34 protein-coding genes are annotated in these 21390 nt (G+C 68.2%); 2 read left to right on the top strand and 32 right to left on the bottom strand.

What is annotated here, in order from left to right; translation table 11 throughout:
* Positions 1–58 precede the first annotated feature (58 nt).
* Positions 59–1189: a hypothetical protein gene (locus ABIC61_RS03580; protein WP_354028838.1), complete on the top strand. Its 1131-nt coding sequence runs from the start codon at positions 59–61 to the stop codon at positions 1187–1189.
* Positions 1190–1208: 19 nt separating this feature from the next.
* Here ABIC61_RS03580 and ABIC61_RS03575 read toward each other — a convergent pair whose 3' ends face one another.
* From ABIC61_RS03575 to infA, 9 genes are all read right to left on the bottom strand, one after another.
* The gene (locus ABIC61_RS03575) at positions 1209–1697 is read right to left on the bottom strand and encodes an SRPBCC family protein (RefSeq protein WP_144753311.1); all 489 of its coding nucleotides are present in this window, start codon (positions 1695–1697) and stop codon (positions 1209–1211) included.
* A 1-nt stretch (position 1698) separates the two neighbouring features.
* On the bottom strand, positions 1699–2055 hold the full coding sequence (locus tag ABIC61_RS03570) for an ArsR/SmtB family transcription factor (protein ID WP_354028837.1): 357 nt from the start codon (positions 2053–2055) through the stop codon (positions 1699–1701).
* Between the two features lie 38 nt (positions 2056–2093).
* Entirely contained in the window at positions 2094–3212 is a 1119-nt protein-coding gene (locus tag ABIC61_RS03565) for an FUSC family protein (RefSeq protein ID WP_354028836.1), read from the bottom strand.
* 208 nt (positions 3213–3420) lie between these two features.
* Complete coding sequence (gene rplQ, locus ABIC61_RS03560) at positions 3421–4011, bottom strand: 50S ribosomal protein L17 (RefSeq protein ID WP_144753320.1); 591 nt, start codon at positions 4009–4011, stop codon at positions 3421–3423.
* A gap of 66 nt (positions 4012–4077) precedes the next feature.
* Positions 4078–5073 carry a DNA-directed RNA polymerase subunit alpha gene (locus ABIC61_RS03555; RefSeq protein ID WP_079237370.1) on the bottom strand — a complete coding sequence of 332 codons (996 nt, stop codon included), beginning with the start codon at positions 5071–5073 and terminating at the stop codon, positions 4078–4080.
* A 205-nt stretch (positions 5074–5278) separates the two neighbouring features.
* On the bottom strand, positions 5279–5677 hold the full coding sequence (gene rpsK, locus ABIC61_RS03550) for a 30S ribosomal protein S11 (protein WP_017885507.1): 399 nt from the start codon (positions 5675–5677) through the stop codon (positions 5279–5281).
* Between the two features lie 9 nt (positions 5678–5686).
* Positions 5687–6061, bottom strand: a complete 375-nt coding sequence (rpsM, locus tag ABIC61_RS03545) for a 30S ribosomal protein S13 (RefSeq protein ID WP_058728274.1) — start codon at positions 6059–6061, stop codon at positions 5687–5689.
* Between the two features lie 162 nt (positions 6062–6223).
* Entirely contained in the window at positions 6224–6340 is a 117-nt protein-coding gene (rpmJ, locus tag ABIC61_RS03540; protein ID WP_022903266.1) for a 50S ribosomal protein L36, read from the bottom strand.
* 70 nt (positions 6341–6410) lie between these two features.
* On the bottom strand, positions 6411–6632 hold the full coding sequence (infA, locus tag ABIC61_RS03535) for a translation initiation factor IF-1 (RefSeq protein ID WP_017885509.1): 222 nt from the start codon (positions 6630–6632) through the stop codon (positions 6411–6413).
* A gap of 288 nt (positions 6633–6920) precedes the next feature.
* On the opposite strand from infA, the gene ABIC61_RS03530 reads away from it, so the two are divergent.
* Positions 6921–8195 (top strand): LCP family protein, encoded by a 1275-nt coding sequence (locus ABIC61_RS03530; RefSeq protein WP_354028835.1) that lies wholly within the window; start codon positions 6921–6923, stop codon positions 8193–8195.
* A gap of 198 nt (positions 8196–8393) precedes the next feature.
* Here ABIC61_RS03530 and map read toward each other — a convergent pair whose 3' ends face one another.
* From map to rpsJ, 23 genes are all read right to left on the bottom strand, one after another.
* Positions 8394–9173, bottom strand: a complete 780-nt coding sequence (map, locus tag ABIC61_RS03525) for a type I methionyl aminopeptidase (RefSeq protein ID WP_502908779.1) — start codon at positions 9171–9173, stop codon at positions 8394–8396.
* A gap of 60 nt (positions 9174–9233) precedes the next feature.
* The gene (locus ABIC61_RS03520; RefSeq protein WP_354028833.1) at positions 9234–9824 is read right to left on the bottom strand and encodes an adenylate kinase; all 591 of its coding nucleotides are present in this window, start codon (positions 9822–9824) and stop codon (positions 9234–9236) included.
* Complete coding sequence (gene secY / locus ABIC61_RS03515) at positions 9821–11143, bottom strand: preprotein translocase subunit SecY (RefSeq protein WP_144753328.1); 1323 nt, start codon at positions 11141–11143, stop codon at positions 9821–9823. The genes ABIC61_RS03520 and secY overlap by 4 nt, the downstream gene beginning before the upstream one ends.
* A gap of 146 nt (positions 11144–11289) precedes the next feature.
* Complete coding sequence (gene rplO, locus ABIC61_RS03510) at positions 11290–11754, bottom strand: 50S ribosomal protein L15 (protein WP_022906356.1); 465 nt, start codon at positions 11752–11754, stop codon at positions 11290–11292.
* Positions 11751–11936 (bottom strand): 50S ribosomal protein L30, encoded by a 186-nt coding sequence (rpmD, locus tag ABIC61_RS03505; protein ID WP_022906355.1) that lies wholly within the window; start codon positions 11934–11936, stop codon positions 11751–11753. Before rpmD ends, rplO begins: the two co-directional genes overlap by 4 nt.
* Complete coding sequence (gene rpsE / locus ABIC61_RS03500; RefSeq protein ID WP_354028832.1) at positions 11936–12751, bottom strand: 30S ribosomal protein S5; 816 nt, start codon at positions 12749–12751, stop codon at positions 11936–11938. Before rpsE ends, rpmD begins: the two co-directional genes overlap by 1 nt.
* Positions 12748–13122, bottom strand: coding sequence for a 50S ribosomal protein L18 (gene rplR, locus ABIC61_RS03495; RefSeq protein ID WP_031261773.1), 375 nt, complete (start codon positions 13120–13122; stop codon positions 12748–12750). The genes rpsE and rplR overlap by 4 nt, the downstream gene beginning before the upstream one ends.
* A 2-nt stretch (positions 13123–13124) precedes the next feature.
* The gene (gene rplF, locus ABIC61_RS03490; RefSeq protein ID WP_031261772.1) at positions 13125–13661 is read right to left on the bottom strand and encodes a 50S ribosomal protein L6; all 537 of its coding nucleotides are present in this window, start codon (positions 13659–13661) and stop codon (positions 13125–13127) included.
* Between the two features lie 6 nt (positions 13662–13667).
* Positions 13668–14066 (bottom strand): 30S ribosomal protein S8, encoded by a 399-nt coding sequence (rpsH, locus tag ABIC61_RS03485; protein WP_022906351.1) that lies wholly within the window; start codon positions 14064–14066, stop codon positions 13668–13670.
* Between the two features lie 153 nt (positions 14067–14219).
* On the bottom strand, positions 14220–14810 hold the full coding sequence (rplE, locus tag ABIC61_RS03480; RefSeq protein WP_022906350.1) for a 50S ribosomal protein L5: 591 nt from the start codon (positions 14808–14810) through the stop codon (positions 14220–14222).
* Entirely contained in the window at positions 14810–15169 is a 360-nt protein-coding gene (gene rplX / locus ABIC61_RS03475; RefSeq protein ID WP_022906349.1) for a 50S ribosomal protein L24, read from the bottom strand. Before rplX ends, rplE begins: the two co-directional genes overlap by 1 nt.
* 3 nt (positions 15170–15172) lie before the next feature.
* On the bottom strand, positions 15173–15541 hold the full coding sequence (rplN, locus tag ABIC61_RS03470) for a 50S ribosomal protein L14 (RefSeq protein ID WP_017885523.1): 369 nt from the start codon (positions 15539–15541) through the stop codon (positions 15173–15175).
* A gap of 31 nt (positions 15542–15572) precedes the next feature.
* Positions 15573–15857, bottom strand: a complete 285-nt coding sequence (rpsQ, locus tag ABIC61_RS03465) for a 30S ribosomal protein S17 (RefSeq protein ID WP_022906348.1) — start codon at positions 15855–15857, stop codon at positions 15573–15575.
* On the bottom strand, positions 15857–16177 hold the full coding sequence (gene rpmC / locus ABIC61_RS03460; protein ID WP_071292542.1) for a 50S ribosomal protein L29: 321 nt from the start codon (positions 16175–16177) through the stop codon (positions 15857–15859). Before rpmC ends, rpsQ begins: the two co-directional genes overlap by 1 nt.
* Complete coding sequence (gene rplP / locus ABIC61_RS03455; RefSeq protein WP_066657030.1) at positions 16177–16596, bottom strand: 50S ribosomal protein L16; 420 nt, start codon at positions 16594–16596, stop codon at positions 16177–16179. Before rplP ends, rpmC begins: the two co-directional genes overlap by 1 nt.
* A gap of 2 nt (positions 16597–16598) precedes the next feature.
* Positions 16599–17396, bottom strand: coding sequence for a 30S ribosomal protein S3 (rpsC, locus tag ABIC61_RS03450; RefSeq protein WP_022906345.1), 798 nt, complete (start codon positions 17394–17396; stop codon positions 16599–16601).
* Positions 17396–17788 (bottom strand): 50S ribosomal protein L22, encoded by a 393-nt coding sequence (gene rplV / locus ABIC61_RS03445; RefSeq protein WP_022906344.1) that lies wholly within the window; start codon positions 17786–17788, stop codon positions 17396–17398. The genes rpsC and rplV overlap by 1 nt, the downstream gene beginning before the upstream one ends.
* Before the next feature lie 25 nt (positions 17789–17813).
* On the bottom strand, positions 17814–18095 hold the full coding sequence (rpsS, locus tag ABIC61_RS03440; protein WP_022906343.1) for a 30S ribosomal protein S19: 282 nt from the start codon (positions 18093–18095) through the stop codon (positions 17814–17816).
* 11 nt (positions 18096–18106) lie between these two features.
* Positions 18107–18946, bottom strand: coding sequence for a 50S ribosomal protein L2 (gene rplB / locus ABIC61_RS03435; RefSeq protein WP_144753331.1), 840 nt, complete (start codon positions 18944–18946; stop codon positions 18107–18109).
* Between the two features lie 18 nt (positions 18947–18964).
* Positions 18965–19264, bottom strand: a complete 300-nt coding sequence (rplW, locus tag ABIC61_RS03430) for a 50S ribosomal protein L23 (RefSeq protein ID WP_022903283.1) — start codon at positions 19262–19264, stop codon at positions 18965–18967.
* Positions 19261–19920: a 50S ribosomal protein L4 gene (gene rplD, locus ABIC61_RS03425; protein ID WP_079237378.1), complete on the bottom strand. Its 660-nt coding sequence runs from the start codon at positions 19918–19920 to the stop codon at positions 19261–19263. Before rplD ends, rplW begins: the two co-directional genes overlap by 4 nt.
* 2 nt (positions 19921–19922) lie before the next feature.
* Positions 19923–20576, bottom strand: coding sequence for a 50S ribosomal protein L3 (rplC, locus tag ABIC61_RS03420; RefSeq protein WP_079237379.1), 654 nt, complete (start codon positions 20574–20576; stop codon positions 19923–19925).
* Between the two features lie 13 nt (positions 20577–20589).
* Positions 20590–20898: a 30S ribosomal protein S10 gene (gene rpsJ, locus ABIC61_RS03415; RefSeq protein WP_022903286.1), complete on the bottom strand. Its 309-nt coding sequence runs from the start codon at positions 20896–20898 to the stop codon at positions 20590–20592.
* Between the last annotated feature and the right edge of the window lie 492 nt (positions 20899–21390).

Genomic DNA, 21390 nt, shown 5'->3' with positions numbered 1-21390 from the left:
GTCGGATCGTGATGGCTCCCGAGCGCTGCGGCGCGCTCGCGACACCTAGCCTGTGGGGATGCACACGTTCACCCGGGGGGTCGTGGGGGCCGCCGTCGCCCTCGCGTCGATCATCGTCGTCACCGGCTGCTCCGTCCCGAGCACCCCGACCGCCGAGGTCAGTGCCTCGACCGCACCGACCGGCACCCCGGCTCCGACCGACGCCGCGACGACGGTGGACTTCGGTCCCACCCCGGACGCGACCGGGCGCCTCGCCTGCTCGACGGCGTTGCCGGACGACCTCGTCGCGGCCCTCGTGCCCGGGCTGCGTGCCGTGGACACCCTGACCGACTCGGCGCACATCGCCGGGTCCGAAGCGTTCGTCCCCGGTGCCGGCGGGATCGTCTGCGACCGGTCGAACGGTGTCGCGCCGCTCGACGACCACGTGCCGGGACGCGCCGGGGAGGCCCTGTTCGAAGGCATTCGTCTCAGCGTGCTGCCGGACGCTCGAGCTGCCCTCGCCGAGCACACCGAGTACGTCGGCGGCGGGACACCGACCGCCTGCGGGGCGAGCGACTCCGCGCGGGTGTACTGCACGGCCGACGTGCTCGCCGGCAACGCCTGGGTGCACCTCGCCTCGACGCGGCTGCAGGACGACACCGACGCCACCCCCGAGCAGGCGCAACCGGCGTTCGACGCGCTCCTGTCGGCGGTGGTCCGACAGGTCTCGGCGTCCCCGCTCGGCACCGCGTCCGACGACACCGCGGCGGACGACGGCTCCATCACGACGTGTGACGCGGGGAACGTGAACGCGGTCACCGCGACCGAACTCGCGGTCGGACCGTTCGTGAACAGCAGCACCGCTCCCGAGGCCGACGACTTCGCCCGGAACCGCGTGGGCGGCGACTCGTGCGTGTTCGTCGGCACCGCCGGGTCGTACCCGACGGCGGACGCACTCTTCACGCGGGTCCCGGACGCCGGGTGGATCGTCCAGCGCCGACTCGCGGCCGGCACCGTGGCACGTGCGGAGCGCCTCGACGTCGACGGGCTGGGTGCGCGCGATGCCGCCTGGCGCACCTGCGACGACGACGCCTGCACGGTGGACGTCGTGCAGGGCGGTGACTGGACGCACTACGTGCTGTTCCGCCGAGCCGCCCCGGACACGAGCGGCGCGATCGCACGGTGGGTCGAGTCGTCGTTCGGCTCCTGATCGGTCGCCGCCAGACCGGTCACTCGCCGCGGTAGCGCCCCCGCAGCTCGGCGTAGCGCGCGTCCCAGTCGAACGCCGCGATGCCGTCGACATCCCCGGCGAGATCGAGTTCGAGCAGCTCGAGGTACGTGTGCCACCCCGGCGCGTAGTCCCGCCCGCCGACGCCGTCGTGCTCGAGCCGGAGGGCCGCACCGCCCGCCACGGGCTCGACCGTGACGGTGATCGTCGTCTCCTGTTCCTCGCTGGCGTGCCAGGTGGTCGTGAACGTGCGCGGGGCGTCGCACGCCGTGACCGTGCCCTCGGTGAAGACCGTGCCGTCGTCGTACCGGGCGAGCCAGCGGCCGCCGAGGCGGAACTCCCCTTCGTACGGGGCCATCCACCGCGAGAGCCGTTCGGGGTCGGTGATGGCGTCCCAGAGGTCCTCGACGGTGGTCGGGTAGGTCTGGGCGAAGCGGATGAGGTACCCGCCGGAGGGAGAGTCCTCGACGGTGCCGTCGGTGGTGCGCATGTCAGTGCTCCTCGGGGTGGACGTCGGGCGGCGCACCCGGAGCACGTCGACCCCGGGCGATCTCGGTCGTGAGGGCGTCGAGCCGTTGCCGCCAGAGGGCGCGGTACCGTTCGACGGCGCGGTCGAGTTCCTCGACGGCGCGGGGCTCCAGTCGGTAGACGCGTGCGGTCCCCCGCTGTGCCGCCGTGGCGAACCCGGCGTCGCGCAGGACGCGCAGGTGCCGGGAGACCGCGGGCTGGGAGATGCCGAACTCCCCTGCGATGACGTCGGTCAGCGCACCGGCTGTCCGGTCTCCTTCGGCGAGGAGTTCCGTGAGCCGGCGTCGGACGGGGTCACCGAGGACGTCGAAGGCGTGCACACCGACACTCTATAACCGCGGTGTTATGAAGTCGAGGGTCAGCCGCGCGGCTTCCCGAACGCCGACGGACCCGTCCGGGTGTCCAGGTCCGCGGTCGCACGCCGCTCCGACTCCACGATGCCGCGGAGCGCCACGAGGGCTGCCGACGTGACGGCGACGTGGGACGGGTTCTCCCGCGAGGCGTCGAGCGCCCGCTCGACCTCCGCGATGGCGTCGTCGCCCTCCTCTTCCGGGCACTCCCCGCGGATGACGCACGAGAGCTGTCGCATCGCCTTCGCCAGCGGCTCCGCGAACGCCGGATCGGGCCGACCGAGCCCCTCGGACACCGGGCCGGAACGAGCGACCAGTTCGGTGAGGTCCGTCGTGTACCAGGCCACGCGCTCCAGTGCACGGAAGCGCGCACCGTCCTGCTCGAGCCGGGCGCGCGAACCACGGAGCGCCCCGCGGGGGTTCAGCCGACGACTCTCGTGCGCGATCGACACCCGCGACCGCACGTCGGCGATCGCACGGTCGAGCCGGTCCTGCTGGTGGTCCCACGCCTTCTCGTCGCGCGCTCCTTCCTCGAGGACGTTCGCGAGCCCCTCGAGGTGGTCGGCGAGGACCTCGTTGACCGCGTCGATGCGGTGCTCGGCGTCCCAGAAGTGCAGGGGCGGGAAGACGAGGAAGTTCACGAGGAGGCCGACCACGACGCCGACGGCCATCTGCACGAGGTACCCGAGCGAGTAGCCCTCGGCGTGTGCTCCGCCGACGAGCAGGACGAACAGCGCCGCGGTGGACACCCACGAGCTGCCCTCCCCGAGCACCCGGAACCCACCCACGAGCACCCCGATGCCCACGGCCAGCGCGACGGCGAGGAACCCGGGGTCACCGACCCACATCGTGAACCCGGCGATAACGATGCCGAGCGCGATCCCGATCAGCGTCTGGACCCCGCTCCGGATGCCCGCGAACACCGTCGTCTGCATCGCCACGACGGCGCCGAGCGGGGCGTAGTACGGGTACTCCGCCGCGACTCCGGGGACGTGCCGGGCGAGGAACCACGCGATCACCGCGGCTGCTGCCGCCTTCGCGGCGTGCAGCAGGCGTGGCTGCGTCCCGGAGGTCCGGCTCCACCGCCAGAGGCGGGTGCCCACCCCCGCCACGTGCTCGAACGGCATCGCTTCCTCTCGTCGTGTCGGCCGGTCACGATACGGGCCCGCGGCTGGGAGACCGGGCTGATCCGCGTTCTGCGACCTGCGCCGCTGTCGGCCTGGAGGCACGTGGCGGGCCCGCACCGCGCCTCCAGGCCGCCTCCTGGTCGCCCCCAGAACGCGAGGAAGCCCCCGCAACGCATGTTGCGGGGGCTTCCTCGTGGTGGTGCTGAGGTTACTTGGCGTCGTCCGACTTCTCGGCGTCGTCAGACTTCGTCGCGGCGTCTTCCTCGACCTCGGCGGCAGCCTCGGTGTCGGCCTCCTCGGCGACGGGAGCGGACTCCTCGGTGGTCTCGGTCTCCTCGACCGGGGCCTCCTCGGTGCTCGTCTCGTCGGCTGCGGGCTCTTCGACCGGCGCGGCGGCGGCCGGAGCCGACTTGCGCGTGACGGGGGCCGGCGTGCTCGAGAGCGGCTCGAGGACGAGCTCGATCGACGCGAGGGGAGCGTTGTCGCCCTTGCGGAAACCGAGCTTCGTGATGCGGGTGTAGCCGCCCGGACGCTCCTCGACCTGCGGAGCGATCTCGGTGAACAGCGTGTGCACGACGGACTTGTCGCGCAGGATGCTGATCACGCGACGACGCGCGTGAAGGTCGCCACGCTTCGCGAACGTGATGAGACGCTCGGCGACGGGACGGAGGCGCTTGGCCTTCGTCTCGGTGGTCGTGATGCGACCGTGCGTGAAGAGGGCGTTGGCGAGGTTGCTCAGGAGCAGGCGCTCGTGGGCGGGGCCGCCACCGAGGCGGGGGCCCTTGGTGGGCTTCGGCATGTCAGTTCTCCAGTGGTGATGGTGTTGCGCGCTGCGTCAGCGGCGCGCGTGCGCGTCAGCGCGAGGTCAGTTGTTGGACTCGTCCTCGTCGTACCCGCTGTAGAAGTGGGCGCCGTCGAATCCGGGGACGGTGTCCTTGAGGGACAGGCCGAGCTCGGTGAGCTTGTCCTTGACCTCGTCCACCGACTTCTGACCGAAGTTGCGGATGTTCATGAGCTGCGTCTCCGACAGGGCGACGAGCTCGGACACCGTGTTGATGCCCTCCCGCTTGAGGCAGTTGTAGCTGCGGACCGACAGGTCGAGGTCCTCGATCGGGGTCTGCAGCTCGTTCGAGAGCACGGCGTCGACCGGCGCGGGGCCGATCTCGATGCCCTCGGCCGCGGTGTTGAGCTCGCGGGCGAGCCCGAACAGCTCGACGAGCGTCCGACCAGCCGACGCGATGGCGTCGCGCGGCGTGATGGCCGGCTTCGACTCGACGTCGACCACCAGGCGGTCGAAGTCCGTGCGCTCACCGGCACGCGTCGCCTCGACGCGGTAGGTGACCTTGAGGACGGGCGAGTAGATCGAGTCGATCGGGATCTGACCGGCCTCGCTGAACTCCGAACGGTTCTGCGTCGCCGAGACGTAGCCACGGCCACGCTCGATCGTCAGCTCGAGCTCGAAGCGCGCGGTGTCGTTCAGGGTCGCGATGACGAGGTCCGGGTTGTGGATCTCGACGCCGGCCGGCGCGGAGATGTCCGCGGCGGTGACCTGACCGGCACCCTGCTTGCGCAGGTACGCCGTGATGGGCTCGTCGTGCTCGCTGGAGACGACCAGGCTCTTGATGTTGAGGATGATCTCGGTGACGTCTTCCTTGACACCGGGAACGGTGCTGAACTCGTGGAGGACGCCGTCGATGCGGATGCTGGTGACAGCCGCGCCGGGGATCGAGGAGAGGAGCGTGCGGCGCAGCGAGTTGCCGAGGGTGTAACCGAAGCCCGGCTCGAGCGGCTCGATGACGAAGCGCGAGCGGAACTCGGAGATCGATTCCTCGGTCAGGGTGGGGCGCTGTGCAATGAGCACTGTGGGATTCCTTTCGGCGGAGTGTCCGCTATATGACACTCGGCGGTACGACGGGGCCGACCGGGCCCCGACGGGTCTGTTGAGTTGTGATCACGCGCACCGAGGTGCGCGATCGAACGACCAGGAATGGCCGCGGGCCCCGCCCGGCCCCGTCGGAGTGGATCCGATCAGGGGACGAGCAGGGCGCGGCCGGTTGCTCCTCGCGTCAGACGCGACGGCGCTTGGGCGGGCGGCACCCGTTGTGCGCCTGCGGCGTGACGTCGTTGATCGAGCCGACCTCGAGGCCAGCGGCCTGGAGGGAGCGGATCGCGGTCTCGCGGCCCGAACCCGGGCCCTTCACGAACACGTCGACCTTCTTGACGCCGTGCTCCTGCGCCTGACGCGCAGCGGACTCGGCGGCGAGCTGCGCCGCGAACGGCGTCGACTTGCGCGAACCCTTGAAGCCCACGGCACCCGAGGACGCCCAGCTGAGGACGGCACCCGACGGGTCGGTGATGCTCACGATCGTGTTGTTGAACGTGCTCTTGATGTGGGCCTGGCCCACGGCGACGTTCTTCTTCTCCTTGCGGCGCGGCTTGCGCGCGGCAGTCTTGGGGGTAGCCATCGGGGTCTCCTATCGAGCCTTCTTCTTGCCTGCCACGGTGCGCTTCGGTCCCTTGCGGGTACGCGCGTTGGTCTTGGTGCGCTGACCGCGCACCGGGAGACCACGACGGTGGCGAAGACCCTCGTAGCTACCGATCTCGACCTTGCGGCGGATGTCGGCTGCGACCTCGCGGCGGAGGTCACCCTCCACCTTGAAGTTGCCCTCGATGAAGTCACGGAGGGCGACGAGCTGGTCGTCGGTCAGGTCCTTGACGCGGATGTCACCGGAGATACCGGTCTCGGCGAGTGCCTGGACCGCGCGGGTACGGCCGACGCCGTAGATGTACGTGAGTGCGATCTCCACGCGCTTCTCGCGCGGGATGTCGACGCCTGCTAGACGTGCCATGTGATGGCTGCTCCTGTTGTCGATGGAGGTGTGGAGCAGTACCGGTGATCGGGCCTCCGACCCGAGGTGTCCCCGCTCGCGCGGTTCTTGGTACTGCGTTCGATGTTGAGTTGTGGTTCCTGCGCAGGCCGCCCGAGGGCGATCCGCATCAGGCAGCCGGGACTAGCCCTGGCGCTGCTTGTGACGCGGGTTGCTCTTGCAGATCACCATGACGCGGCCCTTGCGGCGAATGACACGGCAGTGCTCGCAGATGGGCTTGACGCTGGGGTTGACCTTCATTGTTGTTTCCTCGTGCTCGCTGGCTTCGTGCCCGGCAGGGTTGCCGAGCCGTTCCTTTCCAGCTCGCGGATCACTTGTAGCGGTAGACGATCCGGCCGCGGGTCAGGTCGTACGGGCTCAGCTCCACGATCACGCGGTCCTCGGGGAGGATGCGGATGTAGTGCTGGCGCATCTTCCCGGAGATGTGCGCGAGGACCTTGTGTCCGTTGGTCAGCTCAACGCGGAACATCGCGTTGGGCAGAGCTTCGAGCACCGAGCCTTCGATCTCGATGACGCCGTCTTTCTTGGCCATAGCCTCACTGTCGCTTGGTTGGAGAACCGGTGTGATCCCCGAGCCGGTCTGCGGGTCGGGCGCCACGCCAAGAAGGCATGGCACACCAAAGATCGATCTTATGTGGTAAACCCAGGATTGCCAAGTGGAGGCCGCGAAGTCCCCACGTCTGGGGCTTCACAGACGTGCCTGAGCGTTCCACAGTGGTTTGTCGGCGGCTTCCGGGCCACCGCATGTCACCGGACCCTAGCGTGACCCGCAGCCTCGTCCGCGCCGCACGACCGCGCCGGACCACCGAACGGAGACCACGTGCCCGACGCCACTCGACGCCCGCTCGCCCGCCACGGCCGGCTCCCCCGCCGTCGCGGGTGGACGACGCTCGCCTCGATCGTCGCGTCCGCCCTCGCGGTCGTCCTGGTGAGCGGCACGAGCGTGGCCGCCATCGCCGGGGCGCAGCTCGCCAGTGCGCCGAAGACCGTCAAGCTCAGCACGGACGACCAGAGCACCGCCCAGACCGCCGACATCACCGCCATCAAGGGCGGCGCGAACATCCTGCTCATCGGCAGCGACACCCGGGTGGGCCAGTTCGACTCGGACGAGGACGTCGAGGGCGCCCGCAACGACGTCACGATGCTGATCCACATCTCGCAGGACCACCAGCAGCTCACGGCGATCAGCTTCCCGCGCGACCTCATGGTGCCGATCCCGGCGTGCACCAACCCCGAGACGGGGACCGCGTACCCGGCGGCCACGTCGGCGCAGTTCAACACGGCCCTCGGCAACGGCGGTGTCTCGTGCGTGGTCGACACCGTCGAGAACCTCACCGGGCTGAGCATCCCGTACGCCGGCCTCATCACCTTCGACGGCGTCATCGAGATGTCGAACGCGCTCGGCGGCGTCGACGTCTGCGTGGCCGAGCCGATCAACGACACCTACACGGGCCTGCACCTCACCGCGGGCTCCCACAACCTCGAGGGGTCGGACGCACTCGCCTTCCTCCGCACCCGGCACGGCGTCGGCGACGGCAGCGACCTCGCCCGGATCAGCTCGCAGCAGGTGTTCCTGTCGGCGCTCCTGCGGAAGGTGACCGCCGACGGCACCCTCTCGAACCCGATCACGCTCTACAAGCTCGCGGGCGCCGCGCTCTCGAACATGACCCTGTCTGACGGTCTCGCACAGGCACGCACGCTCGTCGGGCTCGCCGGCGCACTGCGCGGCATGAGCACCGCGAACATGCTCTTCGTGCAGTACCCCGTCGCGGACGACCCGGCGGACAGCGCGCGCGTGATCGTCGACCAGGACGCGGCGCACACCCTCAATGTCGCGCTGCAGAACGACCAGAAGACATCGCTGAGCGACTCCAGCACGGGGCGGGCGTCCGAGGAGTCCGGTACCGCGAGCGGCACGGCGACCACGGCCCCCTCGACGGGCACCTCAGCTGGTTCCACCGGATCGAGCGGGTCGTCGTCGGGCACGAGCACGGGGGCGGCCACGAGCACGGCGACCGCCTCGTCGACGCCGTTGCCCTCGTCGATCACCGGGCAGAGCGCGTCCGAGGAGACCTGCTCGGTCGGCAACAACTGAGCCGAGACGCGGGCTCCGCGAGGCGAGAATCGGGCGCAGCGACGGTTCTCGCGCCGCACGGCGCGAGAACCGTCGCTCAGACCGAGTCTCGGGCGGACGCATCCGGGCTGGGACCAGCCGGACGGGAGCCGCGTGGCGGGGCAGCGCCGTGCCTCCAGGCCGACAGATGCGGACCACGCACCTGCCTGGAGGCGCGACCTACGGGATCGGGACCGGCGTCACACCCAGCGGGGCCAGGCCCGCAGCGCCGCCGTCGGCGGCGGTCAGGACCCAGATGCCGTCCGCGTGGACCGCGATGCTGTGCTCCCAGTGCGCGGCGTCCGACCCGTCAAGGGTCCGGACGGTCCAGTCGTCGTCGTCCGTCGAGCTGTCGATCGAGCCGGCGGTGACCATGGGCTCGATCGCGACCACGAGTCCCGGGCGGATCGCCGGACCCGCGCCGCGGACGCGGTAGTTGAAGACCGGCGGGTCCTCGTGCATGGACCGGCCGATGCCGTGCCCGGTGTAGTCCTCCACGATGCCCCACGCGCCGGTCTCGTCGATGGCGTCCTCGATGACGGCGCCGACCTCGTGCAGGTTCCTGGCGTGCGCCAACGCGGCGATCCCGTGCCAGAGCGCACGCTCGGTGGTGTCGCAGAGCGTCTGCCGTGCTGCCGTGACGCCGGCGTCGCCGCCGGGCACGACCACGGTGAACGCGCTGTCGCCGTTCCACCCGTCGACCTCGGCGCCAGCGTCGACCGACACGATGTCGCCGGGCTGGAGCACCCGGTCACCGGGGATGCCGTGCACGATCTCGTCGTTCACGGAGACGCACAGCGTGTGGCGGTACCCCGGCACGAGCTGGAAGTTCGGGATGCCGCCGCCGTCAAGGATGACGGCCTCGGCGATCGCGTCGAGCTCGCCGGTCGTCGTGCCCGGACGGACCGCCTCTCGGACCGCCGTCAGGGCGGCCTCGGTCAGTTGCCCGGGCCGCACCATGGCGCGGAGTTCCTCGGGGGTCTTGTAGATCGAGGGCTTGCGGAAGCGGACCACGCGGGGTCAGACGCCCGCGGTCAGCCCACGCGACGACAGCGCCGCCTGGATCCGGTCACCGACCTCGTCGATGCCACCGAGGCCGTCGACGTCGACCACGAGGCCACGCTCACCGTAGGCGGCCACGATCGGAGCGGTCTGCTCCGTGTAGACCTGCTGGCGACGACGGATCGTCTCCTCGTTGTCGTCGCTGCGGCCCTGCTCCTCGGCGCGCTTCAGGAGACGGCCCACGAGCTCGTCCTGGTCGGCGACGAGCTGGATGACCGCGTCGATGCCCGTGCCCTGCTCGGCGAGCAGCGCGTCGAGGTACTCGACCTGCCCGACCGTGCGGGGGTAGCCGTCGAGCAGGAACCCGCCCTCGGCGTCGGCCTCGTTGAGGCGGGACTTCACGAGCTCGTTCGTCAGGGAGTCCGGGACGTAGTCGCCGGCGTCCATGATCGCCTTGGCCTGCACACCGAGCGGCGTGCCCTCTGCCACGTTCTTGCGGAAGATGTCACCCGTCGAGACCGCGGGGATCCCGAAGGCGTCGGCGATGCGACCGGCCTGGGTGCCCTTCCCGGCTCCGGGAGGTCCGACGATGATGAGACGTGCGCTCAACGGAGAAGCCCTTCGTAGTGACGCTGCTGCAGCTGCGAGTCGATCTGCTTCACGGTCTCGAGGCCGACACCCACGATGATGAGGATGCTCGCGCCGCCGAACGGGAAGTTCTGGTTCGCACCGAAGAACGCCAGTGCGCCCAGCGGGATCAGTGCGATGAGACCGAGGTACAGGGAGCCGGGCAACGTCACCCGGGTGAGAACGTAGTCGAGGTACTCAGCGGTGGGTCGACCAGCCCGGATGCCCGGGATGAAGCCGCCGTACTTCTTCATGTTGTCGGCGACCTCTTCGGGGTTGAAGGTGATCGCGACGTAGAAGTACGTGAACCCGACGATGAGCAGGAAGTACAGCGCCATGTAGAACCAGTTGTCACCCGAGGTCAGGTTGTTCTGGATCCACGTCACCCACGCGGCCGGCTCCTTGCCGTCCGACGGCTGGTTGAACTGCGCGACCAGGGCCGGCAGGTAGAGCAGCGACGAGGCGAAGATGACGGGCACGACGCCGGCCATGTTGACCTTGATCGGGATGTACGTGTTGTTGCCGCCGTACGTGCGGCGACCGACCATGCGCTTGGCGTACTGGACGGGGATGCGCCGCTGGGACTGCTCGACGAACACGACGGCCATCATGATGACCAACCCGACGAGGATGACGAACAGGAAGACCTCGAAGCCGTTCGACTGCTCGATGGCCCAGAGCGCCGACGGGAACTGCGCCGCGATGGATGTGAAGATGAGGAGCGACATGCCGTTGCCGATGCCGCGCTCGGTGACGAGCTCGCCCATCCACATGATGAGGCCGGTACCGGCGGTCAGCGTGACGACCATGAGCATGATCGCGTACCAGCTGTCGTTCGAGATGATCGTCGAGCAGGAGGACGAGGCGTTCGTGCCGAAGAGGGCACCCGAGCGGGCGACCGTGATCAGAGTGGTGGACTGCAGCACGCCCAGCGCGATGGTGAGGTAGCGCGTGTACTGCGTCAGCTTGGCCTGACCGGACTGCCCCTCCTTGTAGAGGGCGTCGAAGTGCGGGATGACCACGCGCAGCAGCTGCACGATGATCGACGACGTGATGTACGGCATGATCCCGAGCGCGAAGACCGAGAGCTTCAGCAGCGCGCCGCCGGAGAACAGGTTGATCAGGTCGTAGAGACCCTGCTGCGACGAGGCGCTGGCGAGACAGGTCTGCACGGAGGCGTAGTCGACGAACGGCGCGGGGATGTACGACCCCAGGCGGAACAGCGCGATGATCGCGAGGGTGAAGCCGATCTTCTTGCGAAGATCGGGGGTGCGCATGATGCGCGCGACCGCTCTGAACACGAGGACTCCGAACTTCTGGGACCGGCGGCCCTTCGAGGGGCCGTCACCGGTGTGGTCGGCAGGACCGACCTGGTCGGCGGATGCCGACCACTGTCAAGGAAACCGTAACGGCGGCCCGTGCGCAAACGCACGGGCCGCCGGCGGGGTTACTGGGAGACGGTGCCGCCAGCAGCCGCGATCTTCTCGGCGGCGGACGCCGAGACCTTGTCGACCGAGACCGTGAGCTTCACGCTGATGTCACCCTGACCGAGAACCTTGACCTTCTCGTTCTTGCGGACGGCGCCCTTGGCGACCAGGTCCGCCACGGTGACGTCGCCACCGTTGGGGTAGAGCTCCGCGATCTTGTCCAGGTTCACGACCTGGTACTCGACACGGAACGGGTTCTTGAACCCGCGGAGCTTCGGGGTGCGCATGTGCAGCGGCATCTGCCCACCCTCGAAGCCGACCTTGACCTGGTAACGAGCCTTCTGACCCTTGGTACCACGGCCGGCGGTCTTGCCCTTGGAGCCCTCACCGCGACCGACGCGGGTGCGAGCCTTCTTGGCACCCTCGGCGGGACGGAGGTGGTGCAGCTTCAGGACCTGCACGCGCTCGTTCTTCTCGTCGCTCATGCGTCGACCTCCTCGACCTTCACGAGGTGCGCGACCGTTGCGACGTACCCGCGGTTCTGGGCGTTGTCCTCACGCAGGACCGTACGGCCGATGCGCTTGAGACCCAGGCTGCGGAGCGTGTCGCGCTGGTACTGCTTCTCGCTGATAACGGACTTCGTCTGCGTGATCTTCAGCATCGCCATCACGCACCTGCCTTCTCGGACGCGGCACGCAGAGCAGCGGCCTCGGCCTGGAGCAGACGGTCCGGGACGACCCGGTCGACGGGGAGACCGCGGCGGCTTGCGACCGCACGGGGCTCCTCGAGCTGCTGCAGCGCCGTGACGGTCGCGTGCACGATGTTGATCGTGTTCGACGAGCCGAGCGACTTGCTCAGGACGTCGTGGATGCCGGCGCACTCGAGGACGGCGCGGACCGGACCACCGGCGATGACACCGGTACCGGCAGCGGCCGGACGGAGGAGCACGACACCGGCAGCGGCCTCACCCTGCACCGGGTGCGGGATGGTGTTGCCGACGCGCGGGACGCGGAAGAAGTTCTTCTTCGCTTCCTCGACACCCTTCGAGATGGCGGTCGGGACCTCGCGGGCCTTGCCGTAGCCGACGCCCACGAGACCGTTGCCGTCACCGACGACGACGAGCGCGGTGAAGCTGAAGCGACGACCACCCTTGACGACCTTGGAGACGCGGTTGATGGTCACGACGCGCTCGAGGAACTGGCTGTCGCCACCCCGCCCGTTGCGGTCGTTGCCACGGCCGCCACCCTGCTGACGGTCGCGTCCGCCACCACGGCGGCCACGGTTGTCGGCGGAGTCGCGGTTGTTCGATGCCGAACCCGCTGCGGTCTCGACGGGACGCTCGACGACCGGAACCTCGGGCTCCTTGGCCGCGGGGGCCTTGGCGCTCGTGTCGGCCTCGGTCGCCTCGGCGGTCGCGGTGGGCTCTACGGCCTCGGTCGACTCGACGTTGGCGTCTTCGTTCGTGTTCGCGATGTCGCTCACAGGTTCAGCCCTCCTTCACGGGCACCATCGGCGATCGCGGCGACGCGACCGGCGTACTTGCTACCACCGCGGTCGAAGACCACGGCCTCGACGCCAGCGGCCTTCGCGCGCTCGGCGAGGAGTTCGCCGACGCGACGGGCCTTGGCCGTCTTGTCGCCGTCGAACGTGCGGAGGTCGGCCTCCATCGTCGACGCGCTGGCCAGCGTGTGGCCCTTCGCGTCGTCGATGACCTGGACGAACACGTGACGCGCCGAACGGGTGACAGCGAGACGCGGACGGGCCTCGGTGCCGGTGATCTTCTTGCGGAGACGGTTGTGACGGCGCGCCTTGGCGGCCGACTTGCTCTTGCCTCGTGTCTTGAGGAGACCCATGATCACTTACCTGACTTTCCGGCCTTGCGGCGCACGATCTCGCCGGCGTAGCGAACACCCTTGCCCTTGTAGGGCTCGGGCTTGCGCAGCTTGCGGATGTTTGCAGCGACCTCGCCGACGGACTGCTTGTCGATGCCGTTGACGGTCAGCTTGTTGTTGCCCTCGACGGCGAAGCTGATGCCCGCGGGCGGCTCGACCGTGATCGGGTGGGAGTACCCGAGCGCGAACTCGACGTTGTTGCCCTTCGCCTGCACGCGGTAACCGGTGCCGACGACCTCGAGGCCCTTGGAGTAGCCCTGGGTGACCCCGACGATGTTGTTCGCGATGAGGGTACGGGTCAGGCCGTGCAGCGCACGCGAGCTGCGCTCGTCGTCCGGACGGGTGACGAGGACCTGGTTCTCCTCGACCTTGGCCTGGATGGGCTCCGCGACGACGAGCGCGAGCTCGCCCTTCGGGCCCTTGACCGCGACGTTCTGACCGTCGATGGAGACGGTCACGCCAGCGGGGATGTCAATGGGAAGACGTCCGATTCGAGACATTGTCGATCACCACACGTAGGCGAGGACTTCCCCACCCACGCCCTTCTGCTCGGCTTCGCGGTCGGTGAGCAGTCCCGACGAGGTCGAGAGGATCGCCACGCCGAGGCCACCGAGGACCTGGGGGATCTCCGTCGACTTCGCGTACACCCGGAGACCGGGCTTCGAGACGCGCTTGATGCCGGCGATCGAGCGCTCGCGCTCGGGGCCGTACTTCAGGTCGATCGTGAGGGTCTCGCCGACACGGGCGTCCTCGATCTTCCACTCGCTGATGTAACCCTCGCGCTTGAGGATCTCAGCGATGTTCTTCTTCAGCTTGGAGCTGGGAAGCGAGACGGCGTCGTGGTGCGCCGAGTTCGCGTTCCGCAATCTGGTCAGCATGTCTGCGACCGGATCGGTCATCGTCATGATGGTCGTCCATTCTTCGCCTGGTTTCGACACCCGTTCCACGAATGCCGACCTGAGCGATCGGGTGATCCTGGGGCGATTCCCCTGGATCGGTGTGTTCGTGCGTGCGGGCCGGAGGACGTGAATCCTCCGGCCCGCACCGCCCGAAGTATCTTAGACCGTCTGCTCGGCAGAACGGAACGGGAACCCGAGCTGGCGGAGCAGCGCGCGGCCCTCGTCGTCCGACTTCGCGGTGGTCACGACGGTGATGTCGAAGCCACGCACGCGGTCGATGCGGTCCTGATCGATCTCGTGGAACACGGACTGCTCCGTGAGACCGAACGTGTAGTTGCCGTTGCCGTCGAACTGCTTGTCGCTGAGGCCGCGGAAGTCGCGGATGCGGGGCAGTGCGAGGGTCACGAGACGGTCGATGAACTCCCACGCGCGGTCACCACGGAGGGTGACGTGCGCGCCGATGGCCTGGCCCTCACGCAGCTTGAACTGCGCGATGGACTTGCGGGCCTTCGTGACCTGGGGCTTCTGACCCGTGATCGCCGTGAGGTCCTTGATGGCCCCCTCGATGATCTTCGAGTCGCGAGCGGCCTCACCGACACCGGTGTTCACGACGACCTTGACCAGGCCGGGGACCTGGTTGACGTTCGCGTACCCGAACTGCTCGGTGAGGGCAGCCTTGATCTCGTTCTTGTACTTCTGCTTGAGGCGCGGCTCGACCTTGGTCGCCGGCGCGGCAGTCGTGTCGGTCATCAGAGCTTCTCACCCGACTTCTTGGCGTAGCGGACGCGGACGGTCTTCTTGACGCCGTCCTTCTCCACCTCTTCGTTGCGGAAACCGACACGCGTCGGCTTCTTGGTCTTCGGGTCGACGATGGCGACGTTCGACACGTGGATCGGAGCCTCGTGCTGCTCGATGCCGCCGGTCTTCGAGCCGCGCTGCGTCTGGCCGACGCGGACGTGCTTCGTGACGAAGTTCACGCCCTCGACGACGACGCGGTTCTTGTCCTTGAGGACCTCGATGACCTTGCCCTGCTTGCCACGGTCACCGCCGCGCTCCTGCTTGGCACCCGTGATGACCTGGACGAGGTCACCCTTCTTGATGTTCGCCATGGCTTACAGCACCTCCGGCGCGAGCGAGATGATCTTCATGAACTTCTTGTCACGGAGCTCGCGACCGACCGGACCGAAGATGCGCGTGCCGCGCGGGTCGCCGTCAGCCTTGAGGATCACTGCCGCGTTCTCGTCGAACTTGATGTAGGAGCCGTCCTGACGACGGGTCTCCTTCTTGGTGCGAACGATGACCGCCTTGACGACGTCACCCTTCTTCACGTTGCCGCCGGGGATGGCGTCCTTCACCGTGGCGACGATGACGTCACCGAGACCGGCGTAGCGACGACCCGAGCCACCGAGCACGCGGATGGTCAAGATCTCCTTGGCACCCGTGTTGTCGGCGACCTTGAGGCGGGATTCCTGCTGAATCACTGCTGTCTCCTATTCCGAAGCAGGCCGGGGCCTACTTGGCCTTCTCGAGGATCTCGACCAGGCGCCAGCGCTTGGAAGCGCTGAGGGGACGGGTCTCGCTGATCACGACGAGGTCGCCGACACCAGCGGTGCCGAGCTCGTCGTGGGCCTTCACCTTGGACGTGCGACGGATGATCTTGCCGTAGAGCGCGTGCTTCACGCGATCCTCGACCTCGACCACGATGGTCTTGTCCATCTTGTCGCTCGTGACGTAGCCACGACGCGTCTTGCGGTAGCCGCGAGCGGAGGCGGCGGAGGTCTTCTCTTCGTTCGCCATTACTTCTCCTCGGCGGTCTCGGCCTCGGTCGACTCAGCCGGCTTCTCAGCCTTCTTGGTCGTCTTCTTGGCCTTGGTGGCGGTCTCGACGGGCGCGGGAGTGGCACGGATGCCGAGCTCGCGCTCGCGGAGGACGGTGTAGATGCGAGCGATGTCGCGCTTGACGGCACGGAGACGACCGTGGCTCTCCAGCTGGCCGGTGGCCGACTGGAAGCGGAGGTTGAAGAGTTCCTCCTTGGCCTTCTTCAGTTCGTCAGCAAGACGCTCGTTCTCGAACGTGTCGAGCTCCGTCGGACGGAGCTCCTTGGAACCGATCGCCATTATGCGTCGCCCTCCTCGCGCTTGATGATGCGTGCCTTGAGGGGCAGCTTGTGGATTGCACGGGTCAGCGCCTCGCGGGCGATGTCCTCGCTGACGCCGGAGAGCTCGAAGAGCACACGACCCGGCTTGACGTTGGCGACCCACCACTCGGGGGAACCCTTACCGGAACCCATGCGGGTCTCGGCCGGCTTCTTCGTGAGCGGACGGTCCGGGTAGATGTTGATCCACACCTTGCCGCCACGCTTGATGTGACGCGTCATGGCGATACGAGCGGACTCGATCTGACGGTTGGTCACGTAAGCGGGCGTGAGGGCCTGGATACCGAAGTCACCGAACGACACCTTGGTGCCACCGGTTGCCTGGCCCGAACGCTTCGGGTGGTGCTGCTTGCGGTGCTTGACTCGACGGGGAATAAGCATGGTTACGCCTCAACTCCTGCGCCGGCCGGCGCGTCCTGCGGAGCCTGCTGCTGACGTCCACCGCGGTCGCCGCCACGGCGGTCGCCGCGCTCGCCACGGGGGCCGCCACGACGCTCGGGGCGCGACGAACGCTGGTTCGCCTGCTCGCGAGCGAGCTCCTTGTTCGTGATGTCGCCCTTGTAGATCCAGACCTTCACGCCGATGCGGCCGAACGTGGTCCGGGCCTCGTAGAAGCCGTAGTCGATGTTCGCGCGGAGCGTGTGCAGGGGCACGCGGCCCTCGCGGTAGAACTCCGAGCGCGACATCTCGGCGCCGCCGAGACGACCCGACACCTGGATGCGGACACCCTTGGCGCCGGCGCGCTGTGCACCCTGCAGGCCCTTGCGCATGGCGCGACGGAACGCGACACGAGCGGAGAGCTGCTCGGCGATGCCCTGCGCGACGAGCTGGGCCTCGGTCTCGGGGTTCTTGACCTCGAGGATGTTGAGCTGGATCTGCTTCTTGGTGAGCTTCTCGAGCTCGCCACGGACGCGCTCCGCCTCGGCGCCACGGCGACCGATGACGATGCCCGGACGCGCGGTGTGGATGTCCACGCGGACACGGTCACGGGTGCGCTCGAGCTCGATGCGGGCGACGCCGGCACGGTCGAGGGTCTTCTTCAGGTACTCGCGCACCTTGATGTCCTCGGCCACGTAGTCGGCGTAGCGCTGACCCGGCTTCGTGCTGTCGGTGAACCAGTGCGAGACGTGGTCCGTCGTGATCCCGAGACGGAAGCCGTACGGGTTGACCTTCTGGCCCATTACTTGCTCGCCTTCTTGCTCGTCGCGGCAGCCTCGACCTCATCCGGCGTCGCGAGGACGACCGTGATGTGGCTGGTGCGCTTGTTGATGCGGAAGGCGCGGCCCTGGGCGCGCGGCTGGAACCGCTTCAGGGTCGTACCTTCGTCGACGAAGACGCGGCTCACGTAGAGGTCGCGCTCGTCGAGGAAGCTGTTCGTCGAGTCCGCCTTCACCCGGGCGTTCGCGATCGCCGAGGCGACCAGCTTGTACACGGGCTCCGAAGCGCCCTGCGGGGCGAACTTCAGGATGGCGAGCGCCTCGTGGGCCTGCTTGCCGCGGATCAGCTCGATGACGCGACGGGCCTTCTGAGGCGTGACGCGGATGTGTCGCACGCGTGCGATCGACTCCACCATTTCGTTCCTCCTCTGCGTCGCCGCGTTAGCGGCGACGGCCCTTCTTGTCGTCCTTCACGTGACCACGGAAGGTGCGGGTCGGCGCGAACTCGCCGAGCTTGTGACCGACCATCGACTCGGTGACGAACACCGGGATGTGCTTGCGGCCGTCGTGCACGGCGATCGTGTGCCCGAGCATGTTCGGGATGATCATCGAGCGACGCGACCAGGTGCGGATCACGTTCTTGGTGTTGGCCTCGTTCTGCGTGACGACCTTGCGAAGCAGGTGCTCGTCGACGAAGGGGCCCTTCTTCAGACTGCGTGGCATCTTCTGAACTCCTACTTGCGCTTCTTGCCGGCGTTACGGCGACGGACGATGAGCTTGTCGCTCGGCTTGTTCGGCTTGCGCGTCCGACCCTCGGCCTGGCCCCAGGGGCTGACCGGGTGACGACCACCGGACGTCTTGCCCTCACCACCACCGTGCGGGTGGTCGACCGGGTTCATCGCGACACCACGGACGGTCGGGCGGACGCCCTTCCAGCGCATGCGGCCGGCCTTGCCCCAGTTGATGTTCGACTGCTCGGCGTTGCCGACCTCGCCGATCGTGGCGCGGCAGCGGGCGTCGACGTTGCGGACCTCGCCCGACGGCAGACGGAGCTGCGCGTAGGGGCCGTCCTTGGCGACGAGACGCACCGAGGCGCCGGCCGAGCGGGCCATCTTCGCGCCGCCACCGGGGCGGAGCTCGATCGCGTGCACGACGGTACCCACGGGGATGTTGCGCAGCGGCAGGTTGTTGCCGGGCTTGATGTCGGCACCGGGGCCCTGCTCGATGACGTCGCCCTGCTTGAGCTTGTTCGGCGCGATGATGTAGCGCTTCGTGCCGTCCACGTAGTGCAGGAGCGCGATGCGCGCGGTGCGGTTCGGGTCGTACTCGATGTGTGCGACCTTGGCGTCCACGCCGTCCTTGTCGTGACGACGGAAGTCGATCACGCGGTACTGGCGCTTGTGGCCACCACCGATGTGACGCGTGGTGATGCGGCCGGAGTTGTTGCGACCACCGGTCTTCGGCAGCGGACGAAGCAGCGACTTCTCCGGCGTCGAACGGGTGATCTCAGCGAAGTCGGCGACCGACGAGCCGCGACGACCGGGGGTCGTCGGCTTGTAGTTACGAATAGCCATGATTTATCCCTCTGGTCCTCAGCCGACAGCCGTGAAGATGTCGATCGAACCGGACTTGAGCGTCACGATGGCGCGCTTGGTGTCCTTGCGCTTGCCCATGCCGAAACGCGTGCGACGGGTCTTGCCCGGACGGTTCAGCGTGTTGATGCTCGCGACCTTGACGTCGAAGATCTTCTCGATGGCGAGCTTGATCTCGGTCTTGTTCGAACGGGGGTCCACGATGAACGTGTACTTGCCCTGGTCGATCAGGCCGTAGCTCTTCTCCGAGACGACCGGCGAGATGATGATGTCGCGCGGGTCCTTGTTGAAGCCGCTCATGCGGAGATCTCCTTCGCGGTCTTCGACGCGATGAAGGCGTCGAGTGCGCTCTTGCTGAAGACGAGCGCGTCGGCCTTGAGCACGTCGTAGGCGTTGAGCTGGCCGTACGAGAGCGCGTGGACGTTCGGCAGGTTGCGGATCGACTTGAGCGTCAGCTCGTCGTCCTGCTCGAGCACGATGAGCACGTGCTTGACGGGCGCGACCTTCTCGAGGAGCGTGCGGGCGGTCTTGGTCGACGGCACCTCGGCCGTGACGAAGCCCTCCACAGCGGAGATGCGGCCACCGCGGGCGCGGTCCGAGAGCGAGCCGAGCAGAGCAGCGGCGATCATCTTCTTCGGGGTGCGCTGCGAGTAGTCGCGCGGGGTCGGTCCGTGGACGACGCCACCGCCGGTGTGCTCCGGAGCGCGGACCGAACCCTGACGGGAGCGGCCGGTGCCCTTCTGCTTGAACGGCTTGCGACCGGCACCGCGGACTTCGCCGCGGTTCTTGGTCTTGTGGGTGCCCTGACGCGCGGCTGCGAGCTGCGCGGTGACGACCTGGTGGATCAGCGGGACGTTGGTCTCGACGTCGAAGAGCTCGGCGGGGAGCTCGACGGTGCCGGACTTGGTACCCGATGCGTCGAGGACGTCGATCGTGGTTGCGGTCGTGGTGGCCATGATCACTTACCCTTCACGGCGGTGCGGACGAAGACGGAGCGACCGCGAGCACCGGGGATCGCGCCCTTGACGAGCAGCAGACCCTTCTCGGCGTCGACGGCGTGCACCGTGAGGTTGAGGACGGTCACGCGCTCGCCACCCATGCGACCAGCCATCCGCATGCCCTTGAAGACACGCGACGGGGTCGACGAAGCACCGATCGAGCCGGGCTTGCGGTGGTTGCGGTGCGCACCGTGCGAGGCGCCGACGCCGTGGAAGCCGTGGCGCTTCATGACACCGGCGAAGCCCTTGCCCTTGGAAGTGCCGACGACGTCGACCTTCTGGCCGGCCTCGAAGGTGTCGACGGTGAGCTCCTGGCCGAGCGTGTACTCGGCGGAGTCGTTGGTGCGGATCTCCGTGAGGGTGCGGCGCGGGGTGACCCCGGCGGCCTCGAAGTGACCAGCGGCCGGCTTGTTGACCTTGCGCGGGTCGATGGCGCCGGCGGCGATCTGGATCGCCTCGTAGCCGTCGCGCTCGACGTTGCGGATCTGGGTGACCACGTTCGGGCCGACCTCGATCACGGTGACGGGGATGAACTTGTTGTTCTCGTCCCACACCTGGGTCATCCCGAGCTTCTTGCCGAGGAGGCCCTTGACGGTCTTGGTTGAATTCGCCATCAGTGCAGCCCCCTTACAGCTTGATCTCGATGTTGACGTCGGCCGGCAGGTCGAGTCGCATGAGCGAGTCGACGGCCTTCGGCGTCGGGTCGACGATGTCGATGACCCGCTTGTGCGTGCGCTTCTCGAAGTGCTCGCGCGAGTCCTTGTACTTGTGGGGAGAACGGATCACGGTGACCACGTTCTTCTCGGTGGGGAGCGGCACCGGGCCGACCACGGTCGCACCGGCACGGGTCACCGTGTCGACGATCTTCCGGGCCGACGTGTCGATGACCTCGTGGTCGTACGACTTGAGCCGGATGCGGATCTTCTGTCCCGCCATGTGTCTCTTGTCCTCTCTGCGCCGCGCACCCTCGGGCCGCCTGACGCCGCCTGCGCCGTGCATTCCTGCACGACTTGGCTGTTTTCCTGAACCAACCGGCCGCATCCGCTGGGGATGACCGCTGTTCTCCTGTCAACCGCGCGGGGCGACCTGGGCCGTCCAGCGTGGGCATGTCGCTTCCCCCACGTCCGGACACAGCAGTGGCCGGGCGCATTCGAGGGAGTCGATCGTGTTCTGCTGCCTGCGGCCCAACCCAGCCCTGCTGAACAAGGGGGTTGTGCACTGCCAGAGCAGTGATCCTGCGCACGCGGACGCACGCGGAATTCGGAACCGGACAAGTCTCGCATAGGCACGGCATCCGTGCAACCCGGGCGTGTCGCGATTCGCGGGCGTGTCGGGATCGGCCCACTTCCCCGGATCCACGCGGATCGACGGCCTGGAGGCACGGGTCGGCCCCGACACGCGACATGCCCTCCGGAGCGGATCCGGAGG

The organism is Curtobacterium sp. 1544 (assembly GCF_040544915.1).
Lineage (GTDB): Bacteria > Actinomycetota > Actinomycetes > Actinomycetales > Microbacteriaceae > Curtobacterium > Curtobacterium pusillum_C.
The sequence above is the reverse complement of the archived record's forward strand: the minus strand, read 5'-3'. Positions and strand labels throughout refer to the sequence as shown.

Coding starts and splice junctions, on each gene's coding strand:
- rpsM (WP_058728274.1), bottom strand. CDS start 6,061: ATGGCACGTCTAGCAGGCGTCGACATCCCGCGCGAGAAGCGCGTGGAG.
- rpmD (WP_022906355.1), bottom strand. CDS start 11,936: ATGGCGATGCTGAAGATCACGCAGACGAAGTCCGTTATCAGCGAGAAG.
- rplW (WP_022903283.1), bottom strand. CDS start 19,264: ATGAGCGGCTTCAACAAGGACCCGCGCGACATCATCATCTCGCCGGTC.
- rplX (WP_022906349.1), bottom strand. CDS start 15,169: ATGGCGAACATCAAGAAGGGTGACCTCGTCCAGGTCATCACGGGTGCC.
- rplR (WP_031261773.1), bottom strand. CDS start 13,122: ATGGGTCTCCTCAAGACACGAGGCAAGAGCAAGTCGGCCGCCAAGGCG.
- rplE (WP_022906350.1), bottom strand. CDS start 14,810: ATGACCGACACGACTGCCGCGCCGGCGACCAAGGTCGAGCCGCGCCTC.
- rplQ (WP_144753320.1), bottom strand. CDS start 4,011: ATGCCGAAGCCCACCAAGGGCCCCCGCCTCGGTGGCGGCCCCGCCCAC.
- rpsQ (WP_022906348.1), bottom strand. CDS start 15,857: ATGGCGAACGAAGAGAAGACCTCCGCCGCCTCCGCTCGCGGCTACCGC.
- rplD (WP_079237378.1), bottom strand. CDS start 19,920: ATGGCCACCACGACCGCAACCACGATCGACGTCCTCGACGCATCGGGT.
- rpsC (WP_022906345.1), bottom strand. CDS start 17,396: ATGGGCCAGAAGGTCAACCCGTACGGCTTCCGTCTCGGGATCACGACG.
- rplB (WP_144753331.1), bottom strand. CDS start 18,946: ATGGCTATTCGTAACTACAAGCCGACGACCCCCGGTCGTCGCGGCTCG.
- rpsH (WP_022906351.1), bottom strand. CDS start 14,066: ATGACGATGACCGATCCGGTCGCAGACATGCTGACCAGATTGCGGAAC.
- rpsJ (WP_022903286.1), bottom strand. CDS start 20,898: ATGGCGGGACAGAAGATCCGCATCCGGCTCAAGTCGTACGACCACGAG.
- rpsS (WP_022906343.1), bottom strand. CDS start 18,095: ATGCCACGCAGTCTGAAGAAGGGCCCCTTCGTCGACGAGCACCTGCTT.
- rplP (WP_066657030.1), bottom strand. CDS start 16,596: ATGCTTATTCCCCGTCGAGTCAAGCACCGCAAGCAGCACCACCCGAAG.
- ABIC61_RS03580 (WP_354028838.1), top strand. CDS start 59: ATGCACACGTTCACCCGGGGGGTCGTGGGGGCCGCCGTCGCCCTCGCG.
- ABIC61_RS03575 (WP_144753311.1), bottom strand. CDS start 1,697: ATGCGCACCACCGACGGCACCGTCGAGGACTCTCCCTCCGGCGGGTAC.
- rplC (WP_079237379.1), bottom strand. CDS start 20,576: ATGGCGAATTCAACCAAGACCGTCAAGGGCCTCCTCGGCAAGAAGCTC.
- ABIC61_RS03565 (WP_354028836.1), bottom strand. CDS start 3,212: ATGCCGTTCGAGCACGTGGCGGGGGTGGGCACCCGCCTCTGGCGGTGG.
- infA (WP_017885509.1), bottom strand. CDS start 6,632: ATGGCCAAGAAAGACGGCGTCATCGAGATCGAAGGCTCGGTGCTCGAA.
- rplO (WP_022906356.1), bottom strand. CDS start 11,754: ATGAGCGACGAGAAGAACGAGCGCGTGCAGGTCCTGAAGCTGCACCAC.
- rpmC (WP_071292542.1), bottom strand. CDS start 16,177: ATGGCGATCGGTTCCAAGGAGCTCCGTCCGACGGAGCTCGACACGTTC.
- map (WP_502908779.1), bottom strand. CDS start 9,173: ATGGTGCGGCCCGGGCAACTGACCGAGGCCGCCCTGACGGCGGTCCGA.
- rpmJ (WP_022903266.1), bottom strand. CDS start 6,340: ATGAAGGTCAACCCCAGCGTCAAGCCCATCTGCGAGCACTGCCGTGTC.
- rplV (WP_022906344.1), bottom strand. CDS start 17,788: ATGGTGGAGTCGATCGCACGCGTGCGACACATCCGCGTCACGCCTCAG.
- rpsK (WP_017885507.1), bottom strand. CDS start 5,677: ATGGCTACCCCCAAGACTGCCGCGCGCAAGCCGCGCCGCAAGGAGAAG.
- rplF (WP_031261772.1), bottom strand. CDS start 13,661: ATGTCTCGAATCGGACGTCTTCCCATTGACATCCCCGCTGGCGTGACC.